Annotated in this window: 18 protein-coding genes; 6 read left to right on the forward strand and 12 right to left on the reverse strand. The window is 68.9% G+C overall.

The window, feature by feature from the left end; translation table 11 throughout:
* Positions 1-424: 424 nt before the first annotated feature.
* Both MPPM_RS16420 and MPPM_RS16425 read left to right on the forward strand, forming a co-directional pair.
* Entirely contained in the window at positions 425-1,438 is a 1,014-nt protein-coding gene (locus tag MPPM_RS16420; protein ID WP_096485970.1) for an NAD-dependent epimerase/dehydratase family protein, read from the forward strand.
* Positions 1,439-1,650: 212 nt separating this feature from the next.
* Complete coding sequence (locus MPPM_RS16425) at positions 1,651-2,967, forward strand: UDP-glucose dehydrogenase family protein (protein WP_096485971.1); 1,317 nt, start codon at positions 1,651-1,653, stop codon at positions 2,965-2,967.
* Positions 2,968-2,988: 21 nt separating this feature from the next.
* Here the strand turns inward: MPPM_RS16425 and MPPM_RS16430 are convergent, their stop codons facing one another.
* Together MPPM_RS16430 and MPPM_RS16435 are read right to left on the reverse strand one after the other, a co-directional pair.
* Positions 2,989-3,333, reverse strand: a complete 345-nt coding sequence (locus tag MPPM_RS16430; protein ID WP_096485972.1) for a hypothetical protein — start codon at positions 3,331-3,333, stop codon at positions 2,989-2,991.
* A 159-nt stretch (positions 3,334-3,492) separates the two neighbouring features.
* Positions 3,493-3,717, reverse strand: coding sequence for a hypothetical protein (locus MPPM_RS16435; RefSeq protein WP_157914200.1), 225 nt, complete (start codon positions 3,715-3,717; stop codon positions 3,493-3,495).
* Between the two features lie 324 nt (positions 3,718-4,041).
* Between MPPM_RS16435 and MPPM_RS16440 the strand changes: the two genes are divergently transcribed.
* On the forward strand, positions 4,042-4,269 hold the full coding sequence (locus MPPM_RS16440; RefSeq protein WP_096485974.1) for a hypothetical protein: 228 nt from the start codon (positions 4,042-4,044) through the stop codon (positions 4,267-4,269).
* Between the two features lie 312 nt (positions 4,270-4,581).
* Positions 4,582-4,854, forward strand: coding sequence for a hypothetical protein (locus MPPM_RS16445; protein WP_096485975.1), 273 nt, complete (start codon positions 4,582-4,584; stop codon positions 4,852-4,854).
* Positions 4,855-4,878: 24 nt separating this feature from the next.
* On the opposite strand, the gene MPPM_RS28950 is transcribed toward MPPM_RS16445, so the two are convergent.
* The 3 genes from MPPM_RS28950 to MPPM_RS16460 form a co-directional block, all read right to left on the reverse strand.
* Positions 4,879-5,067 carry a hypothetical protein gene (locus MPPM_RS28950; RefSeq protein ID WP_244573331.1) on the reverse strand — a complete coding sequence of 63 codons (189 nt, stop codon included), beginning with the start codon at positions 5,065-5,067 and terminating at the stop codon, positions 4,879-4,881.
* A 382-nt stretch (positions 5,068-5,449) separates the two neighbouring features.
* Entirely contained in the window at positions 5,450-6,994 is a 1,545-nt protein-coding gene (gene ilvA / locus MPPM_RS16455; RefSeq protein ID WP_096485977.1) for a threonine ammonia-lyase, biosynthetic, read from the reverse strand.
* Between the two features lie 107 nt (positions 6,995-7,101).
* On the reverse strand, positions 7,102-7,677 hold the full coding sequence (locus MPPM_RS16460) for a PilZ domain-containing protein (RefSeq protein ID WP_096485978.1): 576 nt from the start codon (positions 7,675-7,677) through the stop codon (positions 7,102-7,104).
* Between the two features lie 450 nt (positions 7,678-8,127).
* Here MPPM_RS16460 and MPPM_RS16465 point away from each other — a divergent pair, with 450 nt between their 5' ends.
* Positions 8,128-8,346: a SlyX family protein gene (locus MPPM_RS16465; protein ID WP_096485979.1), complete on the forward strand. Its 219-nt coding sequence runs from the start codon at positions 8,128-8,130 to the stop codon at positions 8,344-8,346.
* A 160-nt stretch (positions 8,347-8,506) separates the two neighbouring features.
* Positions 8,507-8,830 carry a porin gene (locus tag MPPM_RS16470; RefSeq protein WP_096485980.1) on the forward strand — a complete coding sequence of 108 codons (324 nt, stop codon included), beginning with the start codon at positions 8,507-8,509 and terminating at the stop codon, positions 8,828-8,830.
* A gap of 45 nt (positions 8,831-8,875) precedes the next feature.
* On the opposite strand, the gene dksA is transcribed toward MPPM_RS16470, so the two are convergent.
* From dksA to MPPM_RS16510, 7 genes are all read right to left on the reverse strand, one after another.
* Entirely contained in the window at positions 8,876-9,295 is a 420-nt protein-coding gene (dksA, locus tag MPPM_RS16475) for an RNA polymerase-binding protein DksA (RefSeq protein WP_012455095.1), read from the reverse strand.
* Between the two features lie 263 nt (positions 9,296-9,558).
* Positions 9,559-10,578: a hypothetical protein gene (locus MPPM_RS16485; protein ID WP_096485982.1), complete on the reverse strand. Its 1,020-nt coding sequence runs from the start codon at positions 10,576-10,578 to the stop codon at positions 9,559-9,561.
* 144 nt (positions 10,579-10,722) lie between these two features.
* Positions 10,723-12,627 carry an AAA family ATPase gene (locus MPPM_RS16490; protein ID WP_244573576.1) on the reverse strand — a complete coding sequence of 635 codons (1,905 nt, stop codon included), beginning with the start codon at positions 12,625-12,627 and terminating at the stop codon, positions 10,723-10,725.
* A gap of 196 nt (positions 12,628-12,823) precedes the next feature.
* The gene (locus MPPM_RS16495; protein ID WP_096485984.1) at positions 12,824-13,243 is read right to left on the reverse strand and encodes a VPA1267 family protein; all 420 of its coding nucleotides are present in this window, start codon (positions 13,241-13,243) and stop codon (positions 12,824-12,826) included.
* On the reverse strand, positions 13,240-13,725 hold the full coding sequence (locus tag MPPM_RS16500; protein WP_096485985.1) for a hypothetical protein: 486 nt from the start codon (positions 13,723-13,725) through the stop codon (positions 13,240-13,242). Before MPPM_RS16500 ends, MPPM_RS16495 begins: the two co-directional genes overlap by 4 nt.
* 145 nt (positions 13,726-13,870) lie before the next feature.
* Positions 13,871-15,916 (reverse strand): hypothetical protein, encoded by a 2,046-nt coding sequence (locus MPPM_RS16505; protein ID WP_096485986.1) that lies wholly within the window; start codon positions 15,914-15,916, stop codon positions 13,871-13,873.
* A complete protein-coding gene (locus tag MPPM_RS16510) occupies positions 15,913-17,433 on the reverse strand; it encodes a site-specific integrase (protein ID WP_157914201.1) in 1,521 nt (506 codons plus the stop codon). The genes MPPM_RS16505 and MPPM_RS16510 overlap by 4 nt, the downstream gene beginning before the upstream one ends.
* Positions 17,434-17,486 lie beyond the last annotated feature (53 nt).

The following is a 17,486-nucleotide window of genomic DNA, read 5'->3' on the forward strand; positions in this document are numbered from 1 at the left end:
CTGGACCCAAGCGAGGGGCGACACGGCGCCCTTGGGCCTGGATGGATGTCTCGGCCGGCCCGGCCTCTCACCCTTCCCGTGCAACGGCGTTCGGCCCCGGCGGAAGACGGGACCCGCGTGGCGGGTGGGCGCAAGGCATAGGTCGGCTGATAGTCTGGCGTAAGTATACCTGTTTCTCCGATAGACAAGCCCTGAGCCGGCGCGACAGGTCCGCGCTGGAAGCAGGCTCGATCTCCGATGCTGGAGCGCGGAGGCCGCGACCATACGCCCGAAAAACCTGTGAAATCGAAAATCGGCGATCGCGGCCAACGTCGTCCGGACAGTCCTGTGCCGCGCTCGAGCGATCATCGCCGCATTTCTTGCGGTGGGATCAACGGAAGGTTATTCCGCCTCATCCTCGGACATACGGCGCATCGGGCCTCGCATGCACGCTCTCGTCACGGGCTCGGCCGGCTTCATTGGCCACGCGCTGAGCCGCCGCCTGCTGGCGGCGGGCCATGGCGTGACCGGGTTCGATGGTCTCTCGCCCTACTACGATGTTGCCCTGAAGCGTGCGAGGCACGCGGATCTCGCCCGGCATCCCGGCTTCGAGGCGGTCGAGGCACGGCTGGAAACGCCCGGCGCGCTCCTCGACGTCATGGCCCGCGCCAAGCCGGACCTCGTCTTCCACCTCGCGGCGCAGGCGGGCGTCCGCTACAGCCTCGTCGACCCCGGCGCCTATGTCGAGGCGAACCTCGTCGGCTTCGCCAACCTGCTGGAGGCCGTGCGCGCCCATCCCGTCCGGCACCTGCTGATGGCGTCGACCAGTTCCGCCTATGGCGGCAATGCGAGCGTGCCGTTCCGTGAGACCGACCGTGCGGTCTCCCCGCTCACGCTCTATGCCGCCTCGAAGCTCGCCAACGAGGCGATGGCGCATTCCTACGCCCACCTGTTCCGCGTGCCGACGACGGCGTTTCGCTTCTTCACGGTCTACGGGCCCTGGGGCCGTCCGGACATGGCCCTGTTCCTGTTCACCCGGAAGATCCTGGCGGGCGAGCCGATCGAGGTGTTCGGGGAGGGCGCGGCGGAGCGCGACTTCACCTTCATCGACGATCTAGTCGATGCGATCGTCGCCTTGTCCGAGCGCCCGCCGCCGCTGCCGGGTGCGGGCGCCCCGGTCTCGTCCGCCGACACCTTGAGCGCGGTCGCGCCCTACCGCCTCGTCAATATCGGCGGCGGCCGTCCGGTCCGGCTCGATGCGATGATCGGCGCCCTGGAGACGGCCCTCGGGCGCAGGGCCGAGCGCGTGCTGAAGCCACTGCCGCCGGGGGACGTGATCCGCACCCATGCGAGCACTGACCTGCTGCATGCCCTCGTCGGCCGCCTGCCGGAAACGCCGCTGGAGGCCGGGATCGAGGCCTTCGTGAAGTGGTACCTTGGCTATTACGGGGACCAGTAGGCGCCGGCAGGGGCACCCGCATCGTCCTTCGTCTTCGAAGTCGGATCACAGCCTTTCGGGGCAATGCCGCTCCCCGCCGTCACCCGAATGCGCCAAGTCCGGCCACGCTGAGCGCCTTGCCTGAACCGGAAAATATGCCGATCCTCGTGACCGGTGGCCCCCTCCGCGGTTCCCGAGGGTGAGGGCTGCCGCGGCAGGGAGACGGATCACCGATGCGCATCGCGATGATTGGCTCGGGCTATGTCGGCCTGGTCTCGGGCGCCTGCCTCGCCGATTTCGGCCACGAGGTCGTCTGCATCGACAAGGATCCCGCCAAGATCGCCGCCCTCAACGAGGGCCGCATGCCGATCTACGAGCCCGGCCTCGATGCCCTGGTGGCCGACAACGTCCGCCAGAAGCGGCTGGCCTTCTCCACCGATCTCAAGCCCGCCGTCGCGCAGGCCCAGGCCGTCTTCATCGCCGTCGGCACGCCGTCCCGCCGCGGCGACGGCTTTGCCGACCTCTCCTACGTCTACGCCGCGGCACGTGAGATCGCCGAGGCGCTCACCGGCTACGCCGTCGTCGTCACCAAGTCGACCGTGCCGGTCGGTACCGGCGACGAGGTCGAGCGCATCCTGCGCGAGGCCCGCCCCGACCTCGATGTCGGCGTCGCCTCCAACCCCGAATTCCTGCGCGAGGGGGCCGCCATCGGCGACTTCAAGCGCCCCGACCGCATCGTCATCGGCGCCGAGGATGCCCGCGCCGCTGCCGTGATGCAGGAGGTCTACCGGCCGCTCTACCTCAACCAGGCGCCGATCCTGCTCACCGGACGGCGCACGGCCGAGCTGACCAAGTACGCCGCCAACGCCTTCCTGGCCACCAAGATCACCTTCATCAACGAGATCGCCGACCTGTGCGAGCAGGTCGGCGCCAACGTGCAGGAGGTCGCCCGCGGCATCGGGCTGGACAACCGCATCGGCGCGAAGTTCCTGCATGCCGGGCCGGGCTATGGCGGCTCGTGCTTTCCCAAGGACACGCTGGCCCTGGTGAAGACGGCGCAGGATTACGGCACGCCGGTGCGGATCGTCGAGACGGTGGTGGCGGTCAACGACCAGCGCAAGCGGGCGATGGCGCGCAAGGTGATCGCGGCCTGCGGCGGGTCGGTGCGGGGCAAGCGGGTGGCGCTCTTGGGCCTGACGTTCAAGCCGAACACCGACGACATGCGCGACGCGCCCTCGCTGTCGATCATCGCCGGCCTGCAGGATGCGGGCGCGCGGATCGTGGCCTACGATCCGGAAGGCATGGAGCAGGCGCGGCCGCTTCTGCAGGACGTGGCCTATGCCGAGGACGCCTATGCCTGCGCGGAGGGGGCGGATGCTCTGGTGATCGTGACGGAGTGGAACGCGTTCCGGGCGCTGGATCTGGCCCGGCTGAAGGCGCTGATGGCCGCGCCCGTCCTCGTCGACCTGCGCAACGTCTACGCGCCGGACGAGGCCCACCGCTACGGCCTGCGCCATGTCGGCGTCGGCGCGCTGGCGCGCGGCGACTGATCGGACGGTCGCCCGCTCGTCTCAGCGCGCTGCGCGGCGGGCGAGCAGGAGATGCAGCGCTTGCGCGGCGAGACCGCCGACCATCGCCGCGCCACCCTTGACCAGGAAATCGACCACCCGGCCGTGCCGGCTCGCGGTCAGGCCCTGCGCCGCCTCGAGTGCCCCGGCGAGGACGAGGGCGGCGATCAGCGCCAGCCCCCAGCGTCGCGGATAGGAGAGCACGAGCAGGAAGCCGAACAGAGCGTAAGCGCCGGCCCGCTCGAGGTTCGGCGAGGTCAGGACGGGACGCGCTTCGAGCGGCGAGAGCGTCACGGCGACGAGGCCGATCGCCACGACCCATGCCATCAGGCGAACAAGCGTCAGCATAGGATCTCGTGCGCTCAAGCCGAGGTCGCGGTCAAGCGCGGCCCGTCCGCCTTCGGCACCGACCGCCCGGCTCAATCTACCGAGGTCGCGATCAGCGTGAAGAGGATTCCGAGGGCGAGATTGCAGGCGAGCAGGATCAGGAACAGGGTCATGACCGCCTCACGCCACGCAGGTCAGGACGATGTAGGGCCAGCGCGGGGGGCACGAGGCCCTCGCGGCGCGCTGCGGTGTTCCTAGGCCGAGACCGGGCGCCCGGTCCGGGGCGGGACGGATCTCCTCGGAACGGCGCTCCCTCGTGTCAGCCAGAGCCGCGAGACAGGGGGAGGCGCCGAACACGATCAGGGCGATCGAAACCACCCCGGCGGCGACGACGATCTTCGGCATCTCCAGCATCCCCTCGCCAGCTGTCACGTTTCGCGAGAAGCGGGTTAGCTCCGGCTGTTTACGGGAATGTTGCGTCAACTGTTGCGTCGCATCCGCTGCCCGGCACTTGCGGTGGTTGAGCAACGTGCCTGCACAGGCAAAAAATTGCTTTAAGAGATCTCGCTACTACTTAAGCGCAATTGATGCCGGATATCCCTAATTTGGAGGATGCAATTGTCCCGAAATCATTGCCTGCTTCGATCGTTAGGGCACGGGCTGTCGTGAGACCGGGCGCGCCGAGGGGGCATGCCGGCCACGGCGGCGGAGCCCTGAGGGGGATGGGTCATGGTCAGGAATGGGGCGGTTCATCCGCGCTGGGTTTTGCGCAGGGACGAGCGGCGGGCCGGGCGCTACGACGGTGACAAGGTGGTGCGCTGGATCGCGCGCCCGACCCTGATGAAGGGGCGCACGAAGGAATCGGGGACCAACGACGCGGAAGACGATTCCGCGGGCTTCGCCCCCCCGTCCCGCCCTAACGGCTTCGCCGGCCTGCGGATCGTTTCCGACAACTGATCCGCTCTGTGGCGATGCAAAGGCCGATCCCGTCTTCGACGACGCGGTCGGCTTCTCTCGGCGAGACCATGTCTTGGCGAGACCATGCCGCCGAGGGACGCGCGGCGGCATCGGCGAGGCCGGCATGACGTCGCCGCTTCGAACCCGCGGGCGAAGCGGATCGTAAGGCTATCCGCGTCTGGAGACCTGATGCCGGATCCGTGAGGATTCGGGCCGGAAGCGGCGGCGAGATCCCTTGGCAAGCCCTTCGGCGCGGTCCATGCTTCCGTTCGACAGCCGCCGGATAACGCGGCGGCATCGGAGGATCGTCCTATGCTCGCCGCCAATCGCCTGGTCAAATCGGCCTGGATCGCCGTCGATATCACCAAGGACCGCGCCGAACGGGTTCTCGTGGTCGAGGCCTACATCGCCGTGAGCCCGCTGGAGAAAGATTTCGACGCCCATCGCTACGAAAAGGTCGTGGAGGATGTGCGCCGTGTTCTCGCCGAGCACCCCGAGATCGATCGCGCCTCGATCCTGAGCATGCACCGGGATGCCGGTTGCACGGCCCTGTTTCGCAGCCAGCCCGCGCACAGCGCGGCGTGATCCTTTCGGGACCGTCCAAACCGATCAATCGAGCGGGGCCTGGGAGGGGTCTGCGGGTCGCACCTCGATGCGTCCCGGATTGCGCAGGCCCGGCGTGACGGTCGCGCCGCGCGGACCGGGATCGCCGCCCGCTCCGCAGCCCGAGCAGATCGAGCGGGCGGCGCGGTTGCTGCGCTCCGCGATCCGCCGATCGAACTCTGCTTGACGCGCCATCGATTCCTCGGCGCTGCGATGCGAGAGGATCGAGGCGTCCGTAGACGGATCTACCGCCGCGGGCGCCGTCCTCTCCGCGGGACCGGCAAGCGCCGGCGTGACGAGAGCGAGGAGGACGAGAGGGGCTGAGCGCATCGGTCGTCGCTCCGTTCCGCGGCCGGCGACCGCCGCCGGCCGATGACATCGTAGGCAAACAGGCTGACAGCGGAAAGACAGCCGCCGTCCCTCGACGCGATGTGAAAACCGTGGCCGGACGGGTCTCATACCCGATCCGACCGATCCCCTCGGAAGGGTGGACTCAGTCCCCGTTCGAGCGCTGCGCGGGGGCTGTCGATGCCGTCACCGCCTCGATGGCGCGGAGAGACCGTCTCGTGTCCCGTGATCACGCCTCGCGGCGGGCCGCCTCGGTACCGATGCCGTTATCGAGGAACAGCCGGTAGGCCGGGTTGTCGGTCTCGTCGACATAGGGGTAGGCGAGCGCTTCGAGGGCGGCGTCGAAGCGCTCGCGTTCGGCCGCCGGCACCTCGATCCCGGCGAGCACCCGGCCGTAATCGGCACCGTGGTTGCGGTAGTGGAACAGGCTGATGTTGAAGCCGTCGCCCAACGCCTCCAGGAACTTCATGAGGGCTCCCGGCCGCTCCGGGAACTGGAAGCGGTAGAGCCGTTCGTCGGCAAGCCCCGCGGCGCGCCCGCCCACCATGTAGCGGACATGCACCTTGGCCATCTCGTTGTCGCTCATGTCGGCGACGCGGTAGCCGGCGCTCTCTAGGGCCGCGATCAGGTCGCGCTTCTCGGGCTTGCCGCCGGGCAGGTTGATGCCGACGAAGATGCGCGCGTCGCTTCCCTGGGCGTAGCGGTAGTTGAATTCCGTGATCGCGCGGGGCCCCAGCGCCGCGATGAAGGCGCGGTAGGCGCCCGGCCGTTCGGGGATGGTGACGCCGAGCAGCACCTCGCGCTCCTCGCCGATCTCCGCCCGCTCGGCGATGTGGCGCAGGCGGTCGAAATTGAGGTTGGCGCCCGACGAGATCGCCACCAGCGGCCCGGATCCGGGATTTTGCGCCGCCCAGGCCTTGGCGCCGGCCAAGCTCAGGGCGCCCGACGGCTCGGAGATCGCGCGGGTATCGTCGAAGATGTCTTTGACCGCCGCGCACATCGCGTCGGTGTCGACGGTGATGACCGCGTCGAGATGCTCGCGGCAGAGGCGGAAGGTCTCCTCGCCCGCCTGACGCACCGCGACACCGTCGGCGAACAGACCGACGGTCGGCAGCGTTACCCGGTCGCCGGCCCGGATCGCCTCGGCCATGGTGGCGGCATCGTCCGGCTCGACGCCGATCACCTTGGTCTCGGGGCGCAGGTACTTCACGAAAGTGGCGATGCCGGCGGCCAGCCCGCCGCCGCCGATCGGCACGAAGATCGCCTCGATCGGCCCGGTATGCTGGTGCAGGATCTCCATACCGATCGTGCCCTGGCCGGCGATGACCTCGGGGTCGTCGAACGGGTGCAGGAAGGTCAGACCCCACTGCGCCTCCAGGCGCCGCGCCTCGGCCAGCGCCTCGTCGAAGGCGTCGCCGTGCAGCACCACTTCGGCGCCGCGCGCCCGGCAGGCGTCGACCTTGATGGCAGGCGTCGTGCGCGGCATCACGATCACCGCCCGCACCCCGAGTCGGGCCGCGCCGAGGGCCACGCCCTGTGCGTGATTGCCGGCCGAGGCGCAGATCACGCCGCGTTCGAGCTGCTCACGCGGCAGCGAGGCCATCTTGTTGTAGGCGCCGCGGAGCTTGAACGAGAAGACCGGCTGCAGATCCTCGCGCTTGAGCAGGACGGGGCGGCCGAGACGCTTCGTCAGGCGCGGCATCGGGTCGAGGGGGCTCTCGATCGCCACATCGTAGACGCGGGCGGAGAGGATCTTCTTGATGTAGTCGGTCACGGACAGGCTTTCGGCCGCGTCATCGGGCAGGGCTCGCCCGGGGACTTAGACCTTCCACGGCCGGGATGCGAGGGGAGGGCCGGGATGCGCGGCCGATCGGTGCCGAATCAGAGCCGGATCCCGGCATGGACCTGCGCCGGATCGAGCGGGTTGGCGAAGGCGGCGCCGATGCCGTCGCGGAAGACGCGCACCACCTCCGCGGCGGTCCCGCCGATCGTGATGCTCGTCCCGCGGGTGAGGGTGTGGTCGAGGGCAAGCGCCGCTCCGGAGGCCGAGACGTTGATCAGCCGCCCCGGAAGCACGCTGCCGTCCCCGAGCGTCACCAGCACGTCCTTGCGCGTCGGGTTGATCCGCGGATGTACGCGCCCCGCCTCGAAGGTCCGCCCCTGCTCGCGCGCCAGCGCCAGCATGGTGCGGGCGATCTCGGCGGCCCGCTGCCGAGACGCCATGAGGCGGACGACGAAAAGCTTGTCGTCGGTTCGCACGACACGGGCCTCGACCTGGCCGATGTAACGGATGCTGCAGGTCAGTTGCTCCTCGACCGCCGGCTCAGCCGCAGACCGGAAGGTAATGCCCGCTCGGGAAAGATCCTGCGTGACCGCGTAGAAGTCGGGCTGCCGCCGGCTCCAGCAAAGGGCCGGAAGAAATACGGTGTGAAGGTCAGAGTCTGGGCGCTCGGTCATGGTGCCACGTGTCGTCGTTGCGCAACACTGGCTGCACAGCCCTGAAGGGAAGGCGGAGAGAATCCTTCGATTTTTCGCGATTTCTCGCGGATGAGCGAGCGGAGCCCGAGCGTGAACCTGCCGGCATGTATCGGACCTGTCCCAAAATCGCCTGGAAGCTTGCTCGTTCGAGAACTCACTCGCAATCACCGGCACTCATCGCCGACGTCGATCTCAGGCAGGAAAATTTTGGTCGTCTCTGTACCAGGCAATTCGATGTAAAACCCTCTTCGTCACCGTCACGAAACGAAACATCGCCTCCAATTACACCGAAATCCCAGCGCCGTGATGCTCATGCCAAAGACACATGGCAGTCATGCGCGGCTGTCGTGACTTCGAGCCATCAGCCGGTCCGGTCGGTTCGAAGGTTGCCGGTTGTCAGCAGCCGGCTGCTCCGGGCATGGTCGGCCGATGAGCCACACGCCGTCCGAAAGCGATCGTATCGCGCGCCTCGAAATCCGTCTGACCGAGCAGGAGGCCGTGATCGAGGATCTCAACGCCGCCATCACGGCGCAATGGGGGGTGATCGACCGGCTCACCCGACAGGTCGCGCGCCTGCAGGAGCAGGTCGAGGAAAGCGCCTTCCGGGCCGCGAGCGGCGCCCCGGAACCACCTCCACCGCATTACTGAGGCCGCCGTCGCTCGAACGAAGCGGACACCGTGTCGGCCATCTGCACGACGCTCGTTCGAAGCCCGGATCCGTTCTCACGAGGGATCACAGGGCCTGCTATAAGAAATCCGTGTCGATCCGACGGATCGAGCCGGCGCCGCGAAGGCGAGGGAGAATCAGATGCGGACAGCGGTGCGATACCTCGGCCTCGCGCTCACGCTGACGCCGCTGTTTCCGAGCATTCCCCCGGTGGCCGCCTTCGAGCGCGCCCCGCATCCGTCTGAAGCGGCGACGGAATCCTGCCCGAGCCAGGGCGCGGGCTTCATCCGCATTCCCGGCACGACGACCTGTATTCGCCTGTCGGGCCGAGTCAGGGCCGGAATCGATGCCGGCAGCAGCGGTACCGCCGCCCCCGTCCAGAGCCGCATCGCCGTCGATACCCGCAGCGAGTCCGCCCTGGGGCCGGTGCGCAGCTTCGTCCGGATCGATGCGGGACGGCACTGACCGGCGCGCCTGAGCACCGAGCCTCGCGCCGGGGAGGAAACCCGATCAATCGTCCCGGTAGACGCGCTCGCGGCGTTCGTGGCGCTCTTGGGCTTCCAGGGACAGGGTCGCGATCGGCCGGGCGTCGAGGCGCTTGAGGGAGATCGGCTCGCCGGTCTCCTCGCAGAAGCCGTAGGATCCGTCCTCCAGCCGGGCGAGGGCCGCGTCGATCTTGCTCGTCAGCTTGCGCTGGCGGTCGCGCGCGCGCAGCTCGATCGCACGATCCGTTTCCGAGGAGGCGCGGTCGGCGAGATCCGGATGATTCTCGTTCTCGCTCTGGAGCGCCGTGAGCGTATCCTGTGCCTCGCGCAGAATCTCGCTCTTCCACGTGAGCAGCTTGCGCCGGAAGTACTCGCGCTGCCGCTCATTCATGAAGGGCTCGTCGTCGGAGGGCCTGTAGCCGTCCTCGATCGTGACCTTCGCCATCGTCTTTTCCTCGCGCTCCCTGCCGGTCAGCGGCGATCTTGGGCGAGGCTATAATCGAGCCGGGCAAGCTCTACAACGCGCGGATGCCGCTGCGCACCGTCTCGCGCGAAAAGCTGCCGCGATGCGACATAGACGACACGCTCAGGTGGCCTAAGGCCCGACATCAAGTTGATCCTCGGCGCGATCCCCGGCAGCACTTCGCGGGCGCGAGACACAGATCCCAGATGTCAGCTGTCGGCCGCTCCCGCGGGCCCCTTCCGCGTTCACGGTCGGCTGCGCAGCCCGATGATCGCGTCGGCGATCTCGTCCGAGAGGGGGTGGGCGAGACCGTGCCGGTAATGGGTCTGATCGAAGAACAGGGCGGGATCGTGCAGGGCCGGCCGCTCGCGCCGGCCATCGACGACGGCGCTGCGGGCGTGCCGCTGCAGCGTTGCCGCCATCGCCTGCCGGCAGGCGGTTTCGGCGCGATCGCGCGGCGTGCCGGGACGCGGTAGACCGGCGGCGTAGACCGGCGGAAAAACCATGACGACGGCGGTCTCGGGAGGCAGCCCGGCGAGGGCGGTGCCGAGGCGCTCGGCGGCGGGGAAATCCGGACCCGCCTTGCCCGACGCCGGCGCGTCGGGGACCGGGGTCTCGCGGGCGGCGCGGAAGCGCTCTCCGTCGAGGGCGCCGAGCTTCAGGTAATCCGGCTCGTAATCCCACCAGCCATCCGCGGCCGCCCGCTTGCGGCGCGGGCCGAGGAGCCAGCCGACGCGGCCGACCACTTCCTGAGCCACGGAGAAGCGCAGGAGGCCGCGCAGATAGGCCGGCGGTTCGTGGCTGTAGAGCCAGAATGGAAACGGCTTGTCGTTGGCCAGCGCCGGATCGTCGCTGCACCAGTAATCATCGATCGACAGAACGATGGCCTGCGGTGCCGGATGGTGGCGCAGGAACCAGGCGAGCAGGGCGAGCTGCTCACCGGGTCCGGTCGCGGGGACGGAGAGCTGAACGAAGGGAATGCCGGTCGCTGACTTGAGCCGAGCCGGCTCGACGAGCTGGATGTGGGAGTTGCCGAACACCGCGCCCGCGAAGGCCGGGTCGCGCCCGCGCGAGGCCGCGGCGGTGCGCGGACCCTGCGGGCGAACGGCGCCGGCCGAGAACAGCGTCGAGCGGCCGCTGTCGTAGGGATCGATCAGGAACGCCAGCGCGAGATAGCCCGCGAGCAGGCCGATCGCCGTTCCGAGGAACAGGCGCGCGAAGGCCGCCCAGTTCCGCGGTCCGGCGCTGTGGGACGCGGACACCATCTCAGTAGTATTTATCTGAGGCAGGAGCGCCAACTGTGTGTGTGAAGCCCTTGTCGGAAAACGACTTTCCCGATTCGCTGGATTCTACCACGTCAAAAGCGTCCTCGCCACGGCACCCGATGCCGGGCACCACCTGCATCAATCTCAGCCAGCCGCGGCCTGCGTCATGAGAGCGGACAGGAGCCCGGTCTGGCGAACATGCGCGCTCATCGGCCCGGTGACGGCCTTCTCGAAGGCCTTCCGGTCGCCGACCAGCACGGCCTGCTCCTGAGCGCGCGTTATTGCCGTATAGACCAGGGATCGGTCGAGAAGGCGCGTTGGCGCGACCGGAACCACAATTCGACGGAACGCGGTTCCTTGAGCCTTGTGAACCGTGATGGCGTAGGCGAGCGCCGTGTCATCCAGGTTTCGGCCGGCGAGTTCGTGGTGCACCCCGTCGAAGTCGACCTCCAGTGCCTCTGTGGCGATACCTGTGACCATGCCGAGGGACCCATTGCGCAGGTCGAGGCGGTAGTCGTTCCGCAGGAACATCACCGGTTCGCCGACGGCGAAGCCCGTCCCCGCCATGCACTCGCGACCGTGGGTGAGGATGTCGTGGAAATACGCGTTGACGGCCTCGGTGCCGACGTCACCCCCCTTCGTCGGACACAGGACACGCATGTCGTCCCGCCACCCCCCGCATGCCGCGACAGCGTCAACGATATCGTCGAGGGTCGCCTGACCGCCGGATGAACCATCGAGGAAGACGACGCCCGGCTGAGGGCCTCGCAGCTCCCCATTCATCTTGGGCACCGTCCCGGCCCGTACGGTCACGGCCACGTGAGGGATCCCGGTGGCTGCCGCCTGCCGATGCACCCGAATCAGCCTCACCAAAGGTACCTCGGGAAGGGCCACGAGCTTGTGGAAGACCAGGCCGAAGCCGATGGGCGGCAACTGGGCATCGTCGCCCACCAGCAGGAGCCGGCACCCGTCCGGCAGGCGCCGGAGGATGCGGTAGGCTGTCGGTAGGTCGACCATCGAGGCCTCGTCCACGACGAGCAGGGACTGGGGGCCGAGGGCGACTTCACCGGCTTCTATGCGACCGAGGAAGGCGGCGATGGTCGAGGCCGGGCGGTGTGTCGCCTCGCTCATTCGGACGGCCGCGCGACCGGCCAGGGCGACAAGATGCACCGCGTGGCCGTGGGCCTCGACAACGCCGCAGACGGCCTTCAGAACGGTGGTCTTGCCGACACCGGCGCCGCCCACGAGGAGTCCCAGCGCGGCCACGGCACCCATCCGCACGGCTTGGCGCTGTTCGGGGTCGAGGGTCCATCCAGCGGCGTCCTGCTCGCGCCGCAGCCATGTCTCGACGTCCGCATCTGTTATCGGGCGGGCGACGAGATCCCCCGTCGGTGGCGCAGCCATCATCGCGCTCAGTCGAGCGGCGACATAACCCTCCATCATATGCGCGCCGGCTGCCTGGTAACCGTCGGCAAAGGCAAAGGCCGCACCTTCCTCGACGGCGAGGCGCAAGGCTTCCCTCGCCATGCCACCCGCCGGTTCGAGCTTTTGGCTGATCTCCTCTATGAGCTCATCGCCGGCGATCCAGGTGTGGTGCTCCTCGAAGCGGTCGTACAGAACACTCTCGACCGCAGCCACCAGACGGGCGGGATCATCCTCCTTCACGCCGCTCTGCAGGGCGGCCTGATCAACGGCCTTCCATGGCGCCAGGGCCATGAGGTCATAGGGTCGTTTCCGCAAGCGTCGGGCGGCGTCCGCGCCCCACAGAGCGAGGATGCGGCCGGCCAGGCGAAGGTCAAAGCCGTTCTCGCTTAGCCAGACCACGATGTCCCCGACGGCCAGATGCTCCCGCCAAGCGACGACGAGGCCGGCGGCACGATCCTCGCCGACGACGGTCGCCAGCAGGTCGGCGGCGCCCGCTCCGAGCACGCGGGGCAACTCATCGCCGAACCGGTCCCACAAGCGGGCAGCCGCGGCGGGGCCGATGCCGACAAAGGCGGGATCCTGCGCCAGGTGGCGAATGAGGGCGGTCCCGACTGGCGTCAGCATGTCGAGCACGCCCGAAACCGCGGCGCCTGCCCCGCCGACCTGCTCCCATCATGCCACCGTGCTCGGTCCGGGGAAGGGACAAGCGCAAGCGTCGCGCTACGCGCGATCCCTTCCCCTGCCCTGCGCGCGGCGGCCTGCTGTACGCAGGTCGGCTCCGAGGGACGGTCAGTCTTCGATCTCACCAAGGGACGGGACCTCATGGCGCGACGCGGCGCCCGGCCATCATCACGGCCTCGACGTGTTCCAGCCGACGCAGCCGTTCGCGCAGGCCGTGGTTCTCGGCACGGAGGGCGGCGTTGGCCTGTTCGAGCTGGTGGATGCGCCTGTCCCGCTTGTCGGAACGGGTGACGGGTTTGTCGTCGTCGCCCCCTTCATGCTCCAGGTCCTCGCCCAAGCCGGCCCCGACGACGGCCTCGTCTAGGAGAGCCTTGGCTCCCTCGTTCACGTAGAGCACTTGCCGGTTGAAGCCGCAGGCCAGGGCGATGGCAGATCGGTTGACCTCACCGCCGCGCATCGGCAGCGGCACGCCCCTTTCCCGCAGATCGTCGAGGTAGGCGCGTAGCTTCTCAACATTCTCGGCGCCGAGCGCCGGACCTGACTTCCCGCCGGCGCTCACTTGACGCCCCCCTTAAGCTTGGGGTCGGTCTGCCCGCGGTCCGTGGGCAGAAGCTTGGCGTCGAGTTCCCCTTCGGTCAGGCCCTTGAGGAGGAAGGCGTTGACCGCCCAACGGGCGAACCGTTGCTCGTAGGCCGCCAGCTTCTCCGCGAGCAGGCGGTTCTCCTCCATGAGAGCCTCGACCTTCTTGGCATAGAGCGCCATGGCGGCATCGCGCGGCGCCCTGCGGGCCTTGCGCGGGCCCTCCTCCTGGCGCGTCTGGAACGCCTTCTTGACCGCGTCGTGGCCTTCGAGGGTCTGGCGTCTCCACCTGTGGCCGAACAGGCCCTCCGCGAGATCGATGATGGCCCCCCACGTCAGGGGCTCCCTGGCGTAGTCCCACGTCCGGATCTCGCGGACGAGGTCGGCGATCTCTTGCGGCTTGAGCCGGCGGCGCCCGACGACCCGCTTTCGTCCAGGGCCAGCCGCCGTCCCCCGCGCCATGCCTAAGCGCCTCCTCGACCGATCCCGGCTGCCGGCGACGCGCATGGCGCGTCCCGGTGCAGCCACCCGCGCGAGCAGCATGACCGTTCTCCGTTGGTGTTCGGTTAAGGATGTCGGGCGGACCTGTCCGCCGGCTTTGGGTCGGCTAGGACGGATCGGCCCCGCCGAGCATGCGTAACGGGCCCCGCAGCGCCCCCCGCGGGTTCGCCTGGACCAACGTCCCGTCGGCGACGGCTGGGTCGTCATGTGCGGCGAGGACGGCCCTGAGGCCGGCCTGCATTCGCTCCTGGTGGGCAACCCAGTTGGATGCACCGAACGATTCCTCGGCCATCTCCTCCCGCGCCTTGCCGAGGAGGAACTCCGTTTCGGCGAGCAGGATTTCCGCCCGGCCCCGTTGGGCCGCATCTCCCTTCACGACCAGATGGTCGCAGCAGTCCGCGCAGGAGCCGTGGTGATGGCAGGGCGCCAGGGACCAGTCGTTCACGCACATGCCGAGGTCGGTGGTGTGGGCCGTGGCGATGCCCGCCTTCAGGAAGTCGGCCCTGTCCATCGGCGGCAACCGGTCCGCCATGCCCGCGATGGGCCCCTTGACCGATCCAGCCTCCATCAGCTCGCGCGCCTTCTCGGCCAGGGCGATCCCGCTGAGGTGGTTGTAGGCCGCGTTCTGGTCGACGGTCTTGCGGCCCGACCAGCGCGCGATGTCGACCTGCGACGCCCCGCCGTCCTGAGCCAGGGTGTTCAGCCAATGGCGTAGGGCATGCGAAGTCATGCGCAGCGGGGCGCCCTCGGCGTCGACGTGCCCGAAACGCTCGAAAATCGACGCGACGTTGGCACGCCCCGTCAGGCAGTTCTGGATTTCGTAGTACGCCAGGAAGCGCACGACCGTCGGGCGCCGGAGCCATCGCGTTCCGAAGAACCCCGCGGGAAGGATCAGGAGATGATCCTCGCGCCGGACGCCCTCGTGCCCTTCGGGGATCTCGCCCATGCGGCTCAGGAGCTCAGCCTCGACGTCGCCCAGGCGAACCTCGTAGGCAACCCCGGACCGACGGTGGGGCACGTCGTTCTTCACGATGAAGTCGCGGCCGGCGATGGGGTCCTTCTCGCCCTTCACGATGAGCGAGACCTCGTTCGTGCCGAGGATCATGTCCGGATCGGCGCCGGTCCAGGGTTCCGGCACCCAGGCCCGTCCGGGATTCGCCGCGAGCCATCGAGCGACGGCGCGGGAAGGCTCGGTGATGCGCCGCAGGTCGGCGATGGCGCGCTTCGCCACGTCCACCATCGCGGTCGGGATCCACTTGATGTCCCAGCCGTGACCCTTGCCGCCGTGATAGCGCAGGCCGTATCCGACCGCGGGCTTCCCGGAGGCGTCGATCAGGGGCTCGCCTTTTTCCGTGAGCTCCCGCGTCACCTCGCACTCGGCGGGCATCGTAAGGATCTCGTGGATGCGCCAAGGGGCGCAGACCATCAGCTCGATGGTCCGCATCAGGACGAGGTCGGTGTCGTCCACGACCCTGCTGGCGATGTCCGCCAACGCGTCCAACACGGCGTCGCTCGGGAGCTTGGCCGCTCGGACGGCCTCCAGCTCCGCGCCGCCCTGCCGGTGTCCGGCCAGGGCCTTGCCGGAAACCGGGTTCGGGAACTCGATGGGGGCCAGCGCAATGCCGCGTCGCGTGACGAAGTTCGCAAGCCGCGAGAGGTGCGATCCCATCGCGTACCTCGCCGCGTCCCTTGCCCCTCCGGCCTCGAAGGCGGCGAAGGCGGCGGCGAAGTCCTCCGTGGTGAGGCGGCAGGGGTCGTGGTCCTTCGGCTCCAACACGTCGTGTAGCCAGCGGCCGGCGCGGATCATGTTGCCGTAGTCGCCGAGCATCTTGCGCGCCTTGTTCGCGTCGGCCAGCCTGACGTAAGCCTTCAGGAAGTCGCTGAACGGTTGCGCCAACGGGCGATCCGTATCCGCACGCTTGGTGTGATGGACATGGGTACGCCTCCCGTCGGGCGGGTTGCGGCTGAAGTACAGCGCCCGCGCGTTGTTCATCGAGGGGTGACGACCACGGTCGCGCGGCAAGGCCCAGATCATCGCGTCGAAGTCGAGGTCGGGCCCGAACGCTTGGCTGGCTCGGGCCTCCTCGATCACGTGCGCGAGGTTCGCCGCCGCGGTCCGCTGGCGGGCCGTGACAAGGACATGGACCGTCATGCGGCGTCTCCCTGCCTGAACTCGGCGACCTGTCGCACCACGGCGGCCACGGCGAGGATCGTGCGGTCCATGGTTCGGACCTGACCCTCGTCGACGCCCCGATCCATCATGTCCTGTCGACGGGCCACGTACGTCCGAAGAACCTCGTCGTGGGGCCCGTCCAGCCACGGCTGGAAGCGGACGCACTCGTAGCAGGCGGTGGGGGCGGTCAGGCCGCAGAAGGCGAACGAACCGCAGGTGCCCACCGGCTCGATGGCCCCGCGGTCGCGCGCATGGTGGTAGACGCGGCTCGGCGCGCCAACGTCCCCGCGGACGGCCTCCGCCTCGGACCGTACGACCATGCCCATGAACGCCATGCCCATCGGCGCCATCTGCAAGGCGAGGGCCTCGTCCAGACGGGGCACCAGATCCCCGCGCAGGTTGACGTAGGTGATGACGGTCTGCGTGTCCGAATGGTCGGCCGCCTCGGCCGCCGCCTTGAGGCTGCCTCCCTCCCGCAGGAACCGGGTGATGAACGTGTAGCGCAGGCGCCTGGGGACCACGCGCAGCGGCTCCCCGGTCCGAGGTGAGATCACGCCGAGCTTGTCCACGGTGTTGACCAGGAGCGTCCGGACCTCGGTCGAATCGAGATGCATCGCGAAGGCCCGGTGGTCAGACTCCGCGACCGCCGAGCGGGGCGACGCCCTCACGAACAGCGGCATGGCGAAGTCCCCATGAGGCCACCCGTCGCGCCGCGCCCGCTCCTCGTTGGCCGCGACCAGAGCGGCGACCTTGGCGCCGATCTCCGGGTTCAGCTTCCGGGTCTTGAACGCGGTCCGGTACTTGGCGTGGCGCTTCTTGATACGGGGCACCTTCAGCCGATGGACGACGGCCCCCGTGCCCGGGTCGGACATGGGCTGGTAATCGTCGGCGCGGAGCAACGCCAGGTTCAAGGGGTTGGAGCCGAGCGCCAGGAACAGCCAGACGGCGACCGACTCCATCGGGCTCAACGTCCCGAGCTCGTCGGCGGCGCGCAGAGCGTTCGCGAGCGCGGTGGTCTCCAGGTCCGTGAGCGGGCCGTCCCGGGGGTCGTCCGACAGGACCGCACGGCCCTTCGGATCGCTGCCGATGGAGACCTCGTCCAGGCGATCGGCGACCGCGCGGTCGAAGCCGGGGTAATCGCGGCGGGCGCACCAGACATACCACATCCGGTAATGGTGGAGGTACGTCGCGGTCCAGCGGCGGAGGATGCGGATCTCCTCGAACGGCTCGAAGCCGATTGTCGTACCCGGCATCGCCACCTGCTGTGGGAACGCGTCCGTGCCCATCATCCGCGACAACACGCCGAACGCCGTCGGCGCGTACACGGGCGCATGCGTGCGGATGAGCTCGACCAGATAGTCGGCCGTCGCCGAACGCACCTCGTCCCGCACGCCGGACAGCCGCGCCCAGTCGATGCGGCTGCCCGCGCTCGCCAGGTCGTTCATCCGCCAGATCGGACCGGTGCAGTCGACCTTCAGGCCCGCACGGTCGATCACGATGCCCCGCCCCTGCACGAAGGGTCCGTCCGGGGAAGCTGTCGGAGCCGTAC

The sequence above is a fragment of the Methylorubrum populi genome, assembly GCF_002355515.1.
Taxonomy (GTDB): Bacteria; Pseudomonadota; Alphaproteobacteria; order Rhizobiales; family Beijerinckiaceae; genus Methylobacterium; species Methylobacterium populi_A.